An 11,393-nucleotide genomic window follows, 5' to 3' on the forward strand; every position below is an offset into this window, starting at 1 on the left:
CCTTAAAAGACATAAAAAACACTTTACTTTAATAATTTACTAGGAGCGTAACCAAATTGCTTTTTAAAAACCCTACTGAAATATAAGGGGTCATTAAATCCAACCATATCCGATACTTCAGAGACATTGTAGTTTTTAGTTTTTAAAAGTTGAGCTGACTTTTTTAAACGAATGGTTCGAATGAACTCGTTAGGAGACAAATCTGTTAACTGCTTTATTTTTCTGTATAATTTAGAAGAACTCATAGCCATTTCATCTGAAACGAAACTTGGCGATAAATTAGGTTCGTTTAAGTTGGTTTCAATAACTTCTTTGATTCTAGATACTAAATCAATATCAATTTGAGAATGTGCCAAGGTCATTACATCGCTTTCTGCAACCCCTGAAAAACGTTGTTTTAAATCAAAATGAATTTTTATAACGTTATCTATTCTCGATTTTAATAAGGCGGGGTCAAAAGGTTTAACTAAGTAGCCATCTACTCCAATTTTATAGCCCTTAATTCTATTTTCGTTTTCTGCCAAAGCTGTTAACAAAATAACTGCTATATGACTAATATTTTCATCATTTTTTAAGGCTTCTACAAACTTAAAACCATCCATTACTGGCATCATAACATCTACTACGCACAATACTGGTTTTATCTTTTTACAAATTTCTAAGCCTTCTTTTCCATTTTCAGCTTCATAAACTGTAAAAAAGTCAGACAAATAGTCTACAGCATATTTTCTAAGTTCAGAATTATCTTCTATAACTAATATTTTATGCTTAACATCAATATTTAAATTTTTGGTTTTAGATTCAGTTTGATTCAACACTAAAGGAGCTTCTTTAATAATTTCCTCAGTATTCTTTTGAGAATTCTCAGTATCTACTTCTTGTATTTCTTCAGTTGTAAAAGCATTTTTATAAACTGGCAATTCAATAGTAAATACACTTCCTTTTTTAGTTTCACTTTCAACCTTTATTAAGCCTTTATGAATTTCTACCAAGGCTTTTACTAAGGAAAGTCCTATACCAGTTCCCGTTGTATTCTTCATACTATTTTTAGCTTGATAAAATCTTGAAAATATTTTTTCCTGACTTTCTGAGGGTATACCAATACCATCATCACTAACTTCAATGATTAAGGTTTTATTTTTTTTATCTCCGATACCTATAAATAAATCAACATTACCATGATTATCAGTAAATTTCATTGCATTTGACAACAGATTATAAAGCATCTTATTCAACTTATCAATATCTACCCAACACATAATTGCATCGTCTTCGGTATTGAAATTAAAATTGATGTTTTTTGACTGCGCTAACTCTATAAAAGAATAGAAAACACTTTTTGTGCTTTGTATTACATCAACTTCTGAAACTTTTAGTTTTAGTTCTCCAGTTTCAGCTCTTCTAAAATCTAATATTTGATTTACTAGTCTTAAAAGTCTGTTGGCATTTTGATGAATTAAACCAATTTTATGTTTTGATTGACTTCCTCCAACTTGTGCATTTAGTAATTGTTTTGCTGGACCTAAAATTAACGTTAAAGGGGTACGCAATTCATGAGAGATATTTGTAAAAAACCGCAGCTTTTCGTTATTTAATTTTTCATCTCGTTCTCTTTTTACTTTTTCAAGTAAAAGTTCTTGCTTTAGTTGAATACGGTATTTAATCTGTTTTCTTAAAAAATAAATAAAAACTGAAAGTAACACCAAAACCAAAATAAAGAATTGGTATGTTAACCAAAAAGGAGACGATATACTTATATTATAAGTTGATACATCACTCCAATATCCGTTATTATTAGACGCTTTTACCCTCAAAATATAATCATCAGGATATAAGTTAGTGTATTGAACTGTTCTTGAATTACTTGTAGTTGTATTCCAGGTATCATCAAAACCTTCTAGCTTATATTCATAGGTATTTAACCGCTCATTGGCATAAGATGGTATTGCAAACTTTATTGAAAAATTACGATTGCGATATTTTAATTCAACTGAATTATTATAGTTTAAATCTTTATTAAGAACTATTTGATTATCAATTTCAATGCCTGGCAATACTTCCTTGTTTTGTATTTTAAAATCCGTTATTAAAGGCTTAGGCGCGTTGGTATTTTCCTTTATATCAATAGGTGAAAAATATATAATATCCTTGTCTCCACCTATATAAATTCTTGTGTTATCATATTGCAAAAACCCACGTTTATTAATAAGATTTGAACGCACACCATTGTTTATATGAAACGATCTGTACTCGTTTTTTTCTGGGATATACTTTACAATCTTATTATAATTCATATTTAACCATAAACAGCCATGAATGTCAGTTGTCATATCTGTTATCCAACTATTCTTCAATTCTACAGGATTCTCTTTAAGAAAAAAGTCATCTCTTAATGAATCATAATAATTAAGCCCTTTTCGTGTACCTGCCCAAACTGTACCCTTACCATCAATAATAATGTCTTTTATTTTATTATTAGATAATCGTCTTTTATTTTCCTCAAATTTGTAATGCCTTGTTTCTTTATTTTCTATGTTATACTTAACTACACCTTCTTCTGTTGCCAACCATAAAACATCTTCTTTATCAGGTACAATTTTATTAATATCTTGCATAGCATCAAGCTCAGGATTAATTTTTAAAGACGTTCTCTTTTTTAAATCAAACTCAATTAACCCTTCTCCAACAGACCCTATTAATAACTTGGTATCAGAAATTTTATAAAATGTTGATATTGGAGATGATTTTACACCAACATTTAGCTCTGTTACGCTGTTAGTTTTTAAGTTATAGTTTAGAACTTTTCCGCTCCACAATCCTATAAAAAACTCAATATTATCAATGGTATAAATACTACTTATTCTCTTGTAAGATTTTAGTATTTGCTTAAATGCATTACCATATTTTATATACAATCCGTTAGAATTTGTTCCTACTAACACTTTATTATCATAGGTTTTTGCAAAGGAGCTTATAACTGGAATATTGCCACTTGAAGTAAAATTTGCCTTTATAGATTTAAATTGATTTTCGTAAGGATCTAATTTATCTAAGCCATTCTCTGTACCTATCCATAGTATGCCAGATTGATCAAAATAAAGAGATAAAATATAATTATTTACTAAAGAACTCGTGTTTCTAATATCTGGAATATACCTATTAAATGTGTTGTTTTTTATATCCTCAATACTTTCACATTCTATAATACCGTTTAATGTACCAAACCAATATTTTCCATCAGGAGCAATGGTATAGCATCTAAAATAATCAGTAGAATTATCTTTATGAATCAGGCTAAACTCGTTATCAATATTATTAAATTGATATAATCCATCTTTTGTTCCTACATATAACTCATGCAACTTATCTTCTAAAATAAAATAAGCGTCCGAATCATTAATTAATTCACCTTTTTTAGGAGACAACTTATAATTTTTGAAATTAGAAATATTATTTTTTTCATCTATAGTAAGACTAAAAACACCTTTATTAAAAGTTGTAAACCATATTTTACCATCGCTAGTTTGATATATTGACCTTATATTCTTAGCTCCATCTGCATTGACTTTATAAAAACGTTCTTCTTTTTTATTAAAATAACATATTCCATTTTGCATGGTACCCACCCAAAGTCTATCTGAGTTATCAATAAAAATAGACCTGATTTTATCTCCTACAATTGCATTCTTCTTATTTTTATTGCTATGATACGTTTTAAATGTGTGTGTTGGAATATTGTATTTAGTTAGACCAAAATCTGTTGCAATCCAAAGATTATCGTGCTTGTCTGCAACAATCTCCAAAATATCATCACTATTCAGAAAATTAGAATCATCAACTTTAACTTCAAAGGTTTTAAAATCGTAACCGTCAAACCTGTTTACTCCTCCAAATGTACCAATCCACAAAAAGCCTTTACTATCTTGTACAATAGACCTTACTGAATTGTGAGACAATCCATTTACTTCATTATAATGTTCAAAAACGAGTTCTTGAGCACTTGTTATGCAAGTACAAATAAAAATGAAAAATATAAACAGTCTATTCGTTTTCAAATTAGTGCTCGATATTTAGTTAACTATAATTTTGTGCTCCTCTAAATTTATCACAAAATTTTGAGATGGCTCACCATTTAAAAACTTTTTAAAGATGAAACAAAACTGATTGAAGTCTTTTTGTCTATTAGAAGGTGTTTTTAAATGTTGGAATTTATCCTGAAACAGTTCAATGATTTGTTTGTAATTATCTAATCTTTTTTCTCCAATATCACTAAAAGCAAGAGCATCGGCAGAACGCAGTCGATATAAATCAAAAAGCATATCAAAACCTGCCCAAGTTTTAAATTCAGTATTATTTTTAGTATCCCCTGAAGCAAATTTTAGTAAATCCTCCCCTGTTGCTTCTACTAGAAAATCGGTAAAAGAAATATTCCAATCTTCTTCTAAAAATCGTAATCGCACCAATTCCTTTAAATGAAATTGGGTGAAATCTTTATAACTTTTAGCTTTTAAAATAGTAGAATCCCATACTGTTTTTGAATTACTTTTTTTCAGATGTTCATACTCTTGCTTGTATAGCGGAAATAACTCCCTAAATCTAGGAACACTATCCACTACAATAGTTTCTATTTTAAATTCTTTGGCTGATACAGTTGCAATTTTATACGCTGGAATATATGCTGCTAATGATGGAATTTGAATGTTTACCAAACTACCACTTTTAAAAGTTGCAACGCCCGTATCATTAATATGCATATGACCGCCAAAATGGACTTTTACACCAGCATTTACAAAAGCTTTTGCAACAACTTCTTTAGGTGCTCTGTGCAATTGCATTTTAGTTTCTCCTAATAAATTTTGAATATGTTCTGAGGCACCATCGTTAAAATCTACAGTTGGATAATGACTAAAAACGATTAGTTTTTTATTTAACTTTTCTGCACGTTGTGTAACAGTTTTAATCCAATTTAGCAGGTGTTTTTTATGCGTTAAAACATTATTATAACCAATACTTGCACTACCGTAATTTTTTGAATTCCTTGGCACATAAACATTCGCATCAATAGCTAAAAACCAAAGCCCTTCCGTGGGTTCTACCAAATAACTTACATCTGGAATTTTGTTTCCAAAAGGCGGAATTTCATAATTTCTATTTGATAAATCGGCTTGTTGTATTGCCTCATTAAACTGATAATTTGAATACGTATAATCTGAAAACGGTGTTTCCCAATACACATCTTTTTCCTTTGGAAAAAACCCAAAATCCTTTAATTCGGAAAGTATTTCTTTATACCCCAACTTAGCAATATCTTTGGTAAAAATGGGGTTCAATTCTTGATTTTCTTCAGCTTTAAACGCTTTTTCTGAACTAAAAATAGGTTGTTGTTTTCCGCCTTCTCCAAGAAAATCGTATTTACCCGACTCTTGGTAAAACGGGCGCACAGGGTCATGATTACCTGTTGTAAGTATAAACTCAATATCATGCGCTTCTGAATACTTTTTTAATATTTGTTTTAGCCCTTTTATATTCAGCATTTGTCCGTCGTCACTAAAATCCCCTGGCAGCACCACGTATTTTATGTTACGAGACGCTACATCATCTAAAGCAGCTAAAAAAGCAAAATAGTTTTCGTTGAATAATCGCGTAGATTGCAATTGCGATTGCATGGTTCTTACCAAGGTATATTTGCCTGTTGCTGAATTTAAAACACCTTTATACTCATTATCTGAAAACGTGCCGTAAATATCTTGCAGATGCACATCTGCCATAAAAGCCACTTTAAAGCTCTTATCTGTTTTTCCTTGCTTCTCATTACAAGAAAACAATAGCAAACCAATAAAAATGACACTAAGTCTTTTGAACATTTAGATACTACATTTTAGTTTCTGGAGGAAATGCATACGATTTTTTCCATCCTCCAAAGTCGATTAAAATTTGGTCTATCATTACGCCAGCATCTACCATCCAAATTTTCAATTTGTGTTTTCCTGCTGTATTTACAATTTGCTTTACAGATTGTACGGATGCATTTTTTAATACATTTTGTTTCCAAGCATCACTTCTCCCAAAAGTTTGAAAATCGACTATAACAGGTTCTGCATCATCAATAGCTATGGCACAACGCACACCTGTTTTGTTATTAGGCGCATGTGTTGGAATGGCTTGTAAAAACACATCAACCTCTCCAAAATTAAACGCATAAAAATCGTATTCTAAAATAGGACTATTTTGTTTTATAGCTTCCAATTCTATTTCAGACTTTGCTTTTCGTGGTAATGCCACACTTACATTTCCTGTGTAACCAACACCATTAAAAGTAGTCCATTTTGCTTCTTTCCCATCAACTTTACGAGAAAAGTTTTCTGCATTTATAGAAACAAATCCTTTGTCTTCAACAAAGCCTTTGTAATCTTCCAACACTTTTAATTTTGGATTAAAAACAGACACCCCAATATGTGTTTTCTTATCTTTTGAAATAAAATCTATTCCAGAATTTACTTTAAAACTTGGTGGAATCAGTTGATAATCGTGCCCTAAAGGTGCTTCTTTTCTGTTTTCTCCTTTCGGGACTTTATCCCAATCTATAGTTACCCAAATACGCTCTTCTAAATGGTTTTTATTTAGTTTTCCTGATGTTTTCGATACTATAATCCAATCTGCTTTAGGCACTGCTTCCCATTCCAATTCATCTTTTCCTTTTAAAAATAAATCGATGTAATACTTGTTTTTGGTGTAAGCATTAAAAACGGGTAAAACATCGGCATAGGAATTTATAACCGCATCATTTACTTCCATTTGATAGCTTTCTAAAGCCATACCCAAAATACTCGTTTTTTCTTTTAAAGGGATTGTTGCCGTTGGTTCAGCAAACACAGGCAAATGCCTTGGCGCCATTGTCATAATATGCTTCCACTTTCCGTTTTGGAGCGTATTGTTAAAATAGTCCGTTTCTTTTTGAATTGCTTTAAATGCATCAAAAGATTTCGTAGCAAAATCGCTAGCACTTTGTCTTCCTTGAGCTGCAACAAATTTATTTTTATAACTGTAAAGCCATTTAAGATTTAAATTTGATGCGCCTGTAATGGGATAATGAATTAGTTGATAAAAGGCATCTTTTCGGTATGCTGGAATGTTTTTTTGAATTTCATTTACATCACTAATTAAATTTTGATGCGCTTGAATGCGCTTACCAACTTCATCTCCATAATGATATTGTGTCAACTCTGTTTCTCCTGATTTGGTAACTGGTTCTACGCTACTCCAAGCCATAAATTCTGGTCTGCGCTGAAAGGCTAATCGGTTATATTGAAACATCAAATTGGTAATAGCTTTTGCGTTTTCTTTTCCAAATGCATTAGCACTCCAATTTAGATGATGATTTTTAACTGAATCGTCATTTTTAAAAGTATCAATATTCCAAGCCATATCTAAAAATAACTCGATATTATATTCATGTGGTTTGATATCGCCACAATTTAAAATCCAAATGTTTTGAGACCCAAACTCATAGGCTTTCGTCATTTCCTCCCACATTAAAACAGGATTTGTAGAATTTAACCATAGGTAATCGTGGGGTCTTCCCCAATACGAGGTATGGTAATAAACTCCTGCCCCTCCACTTCTTTTTTGTTCATCTTCATTACTCAATTGGCGCATGTATCCGTAATTATCATCGGTCCAAACCAAACTAATATCTTCGGGCAAGTCTAAACCACTCTGGTAATAATGCAACACCTCTTTATAAGGTACAAATGCCTGTGGTTTTGCAACTCCTCGCTTTGTATTGGCTTTAAGAATTTCGCGTTGATCGGTTATTACTTTTTCTAATAATTTTACTTGAGAATCGGTATCATCTTCGCCAACTATCATAGGTGAATCGTGTTCTCCACGCATTCCAACGGTATAAATACCTTCAAAATTTGCCGTTTCTTTTGCTCGTTTTTTAAATAATGATTTTATGGATTCTGAATTCGTATCGTATCTATAATCGCCCATAGTTTCATGATGCCATTCTGCGTTTATATTACACAGCATGGGTTCTGCATGCGAACTCCCAATAACTATAGCATAATTATCGGCAACTATTTTATTTTCTGGATAATGATAAAATGCCTTTGTACATTTATGCATTGCAGGCCAAATGGTATTGGCTCTTAAACGCAATAAAAGCTCAAATACTTTTGCATACGTTTTCGGACCAATATCTCCCGTTTCTGGTTCGTAATTTAATGCAGCCCACCGTTGTAAGCCCCAATCTTCATCATTTAAAAAAATGCCTCGATATTTTACTGATGGCGCACCATAAATCTTGTTTTCTATGTTTAAAACTAATTCTTGTTGCTTTTCTGGATTAACATCTGCCCACCATTCCCAAGGAGACATACCAATCATTCGAGATATTTCTAACAGTCCGTAGGCAGTTCCTCTTCGGTCTGAACCGATAATTACTAATGCTTTTTTTATTCCTTTTGAAGGATTATTTATAACTTGAATGTTATATGTTTCCCATTTGCCTTTAATTTGAGAAACATCAATATTATGATTTTTAACGAATTGCTGAATTACTTTGCTTTTCCCTAATGTACCTGCAATAATTTGGTATGCTGCTTTATTTTGATGAGTTGCAACTGTTTTTCCTGAAACATTTTTTACATCGTTTGCTAAAATTTTAGAAGCAATTCTAACCACTTCCGCATCTTTTTTATCAATGTGTATTGAAGCTATTTCTCCATTTTTAACCAATGGGAATTGAATCGTATTTTGCCCCCATGCGGAAAGACAAAACATTAAGAATAAGAGTTTAAAGAGTTTAGTCATTGTATTCTGCTGCTTTTTTAATCCTTTCATAAGTGCCATCATCAAACTTCACTTCAAAATCAGATTTAAATAATGTTGATGGTTTATAATAATCGGTAGATATTACTTGCGCTCCCGATGCTTTTGCTTTTTCAAATTTGGTGTAATCGTTTGTTCTAGCTTCTTTAGTTCCTGCATCGGCACGCGTGCGCACCATATACCCTTTTGCAACTAACTGCTTTATATATTCAAAATCGGTAATGGGATTATTTACAATTCTAAACGCAGCTTCAGGATTTCCTTCTTTACTATTCACAAAAAATACGCGGTTTTTTAGTGTGCTATCACCATTAATGTAAAGCTTGTTTTTTTGTTCTTTTTCATCTAAAACGAAAAGGAATTTCCCTTTACAGTCTTCTAATTTTGGCCAGCCGTTTTTTAAGACTGCTTCTTCCAAATTATTAAAATCTTTCCGCACGTCATCTGGCACTATCAAATCGTCTTTTGAAAAAACCGAACGTATTTCAGCATCTAATTCTTGATAGGCTTTGACTGAAAATGGCAATGGCTTTGTTAACTGTGGTAGTGCTTTATCTTTCGTATTCATTAAGATGATAATTGGTGTATGTGTTGGGTTTTCATCCGACCATTGCTTCATCACGCTTAAACAATCTTTGAATAACAAATGATGACTTCTAAAGTCGATATCTTGAATATGAAACAATTTAAATCCAGATGCTTCTAAAGTATTATCTTCATCATAAGGCATTGGAATAGCTCCAGATTGTTTTACAATTTCTAAACCTTTCGGATTGGAAAAATGACCACCTTTTGGGTCGTAAAACACATCTAATTCTAAATTTCGCAAACCTAGATTTAGCTGTTCTTTAATACTAATATGCTCATATTCTAAAGATTTTGCTTTGCTAGAATCAATAGTTCCAATATAATTTAACAATGGTTTTTCCATACCTATTTTATATGAATTATGACTTCCAATAACCTGAATATCATTCAATTTTAAATGTGTTTTATTTGCACACCCAAAACAGATAACAATAATCAGACATAAAAGAGCCCGTTGTTTCATTTAAATAGATTTTAAAAGTTTCGGTTTTTCGTTGTATAGCTTTAAAATTAGCTCCCCAAATAAGGTATTCGCCCAAGCAAACCAAGACCTAGAGAATTTAGAAGCATCATCTTTATGAAAGGTTTCATGCATAAATCCTGAGCCATTATGCGTATTCATCAATTGTTTGATACACCAAACTATTTCCTCATCATTATCACTTGTCATGGCTCTTAAAATAATGCCCATAGGCCAAATGGTATCTAAACCTGCATGTGGGCCACCTTGCCCTTCGCCTGCTTTCCCTTTAAAATAATAAGGGTTATCATCACTTAATAAATAGGCTCTTGTATTTTTATAGACTTCGGAATCGTAAAACGCTTCATTCATCAAATATTTCATGGCGATTAATGACGGAATATTAGGGTCGTCTATACATACTTTGTTTCCAAAACCGTCTATTTCGTAGGCATATATTTTGCCATAGTGTAAATGCTCTGAAATAGCGTATTTATTTACTGCTTGCAATACTTCGCTAGAAAATGAAGCACATTCTTTAGAAAACAAATCGTCTTTAAAAACCGTTTTATAAACCTCACTTAATTGTGCTAAAGATTCTACTGCAAACAGGTTTGATGGAATTAAAAAGGGGTACATCGTACCATCATCAGATGGTCTAAATGCAGAACAAATGAGTCCTACTGGTTTTATTGGTCTGCCTTTTCCACTAAAAGGTGCTGTAACGTTTTTATTTCTTCTAACGCGTTCAAAATAATAGGGTGTTGTTCCGCTTTTGCGTTGTTCTGTTCTTAAGGTTTCTACTGCTAATCGCATGGCCTTATCCCAATCTGCATCAAAAACAGAAGTATCTCCGGTTTCTTTATAGTATCCGTAAGCCAAACGAACGGCATAACATAAAGAGTCTATTTCCCATTTACGTTCGTGAATACCTGACTGTGGCGTTGGTTTATCGTCTTTCCATTTTGTTGGTCTTGCAACATCTTTGTAAAATGCATTGGCATAAGGGTCTAGCAACACGCATTTGGTTTGCCTATTTATTAAGCCTTTAAATAAATTTTTTAGTTTTTCATCTTTATGAACCAAAGGTAAATATGGCCAAACTTGAGCTGTAGAATCTCGCAACCACATGGCATCAATATCGCCTGTTATAACAAATGTATCTGGTTTATCATCAATAATCTCATAATCTACTGTGGTGTCTAAAGTATTTGGAAAACAGTTTTCAAACATCCACGCCAATTCTTTATTACTGATTCCTTTTTTTACATTTTTTATAGTTTTTTCAACCGCATCACTAACAAATGTTCTTTTAGAAGGAATGGGTCTGTTGGAAGGATACGCTTGAAAATTCTGAGCTACTCCTAAAGCAGAACAGTTTAATGCTGTAAGTCCAGCAACACCCAAAGCACTTTGTTTTATAAATTTTCTTCTTGTTGTCATTTATTTAAGAATTAGCATCTGAAAATGGTACGAATAAAATAAGGATTAGTGCCTCTAAGAAAATAGA

5 protein-coding genes are annotated in these 11,393 nt (G+C 32.0%); all 5 read right to left on the reverse strand.

Going from position 1 to position 11,393, the window contains the following annotated elements; all coding sequences use genetic code 11:
• Window positions 1-23: 23 nt before the first annotated feature.
• Genes ABD939_RS05615 through ABD939_RS05635 form a run of 5 tightly spaced genes read right to left on the reverse strand, consistent with a single transcriptional unit; the run spans window position 24 to window position 11,326 of the window.
• Window positions 24-4,055 (reverse strand): two-component regulator propeller domain-containing protein, encoded by a 4,032-nt coding sequence (locus ABD939_RS05615; protein WP_345165490.1) that lies wholly within the window; start codon window positions 4,053-4,055, stop codon window positions 24-26.
• 15 nt (window positions 4,056-4,070) lie between these two features.
• Complete coding sequence (locus ABD939_RS05620; protein WP_345165492.1) at window positions 4,071-5,864, reverse strand: metallophosphoesterase; 1,794 nt, start codon at window positions 5,862-5,864, stop codon at window positions 4,071-4,073.
• 7 nt (window positions 5,865-5,871) lie between these two features.
• Window positions 5,872-8,787: a glycosyl hydrolase 115 family protein gene (locus ABD939_RS05625; RefSeq protein ID WP_345165495.1), complete on the reverse strand. Its 2,916-nt coding sequence runs from the start codon at window positions 8,785-8,787 to the stop codon at window positions 5,872-5,874.
• Window positions 8,788-8,809: 22 nt separating this feature from the next.
• Window positions 8,810-9,886, reverse strand: a complete 1,077-nt coding sequence (locus ABD939_RS05630) for a phosphatidylinositol-specific phospholipase C1-like protein (protein WP_345165499.1) — start codon at window positions 9,884-9,886, stop codon at window positions 8,810-8,812.
• The gene (locus ABD939_RS05635; protein ID WP_345165502.1) at window positions 9,887-11,326 is read right to left on the reverse strand and encodes a glycoside hydrolase family 125 protein; all 1,440 of its coding nucleotides are present in this window, start codon (window positions 11,324-11,326) and stop codon (window positions 9,887-9,889) included.
• Window positions 11,327-11,393 lie beyond the last annotated feature (67 nt).

Source organism: Algibacter aquimarinus, from assembly GCF_039543265.1.
GTDB lineage: Bacteria > Bacteroidota > Bacteroidia > Flavobacteriales > Flavobacteriaceae > Algibacter_B > Algibacter_B aquimarinus.

Bases quoted from the DNA above. Each gene is read 5' to 3' on its own strand.
- ABD939_RS05635 (WP_345165502.1), bottom strand. From the start codon at position 11,326: ATGACAACAAGAAGAAAATTTATAAAACAAAGTGCTTTGGGTGTTGCT.
- ABD939_RS05620 (WP_345165492.1), bottom strand. From the start codon at position 5,864: ATGTTCAAAAGACTTAGTGTCATTTTTATTGGTTTGCTATTGTTTTCT.
- ABD939_RS05625 (WP_345165495.1), bottom strand. From the start codon at position 8,787: ATGTTTTGTCTTTCCGCATGGGGGCAAAATACGATTCAATTCCCATTG.
- ABD939_RS05630 (WP_345165499.1), bottom strand. From the start codon at position 9,886: ATGAAACAACGGGCTCTTTTATGTCTGATTATTGTTATCTGTTTTGGG.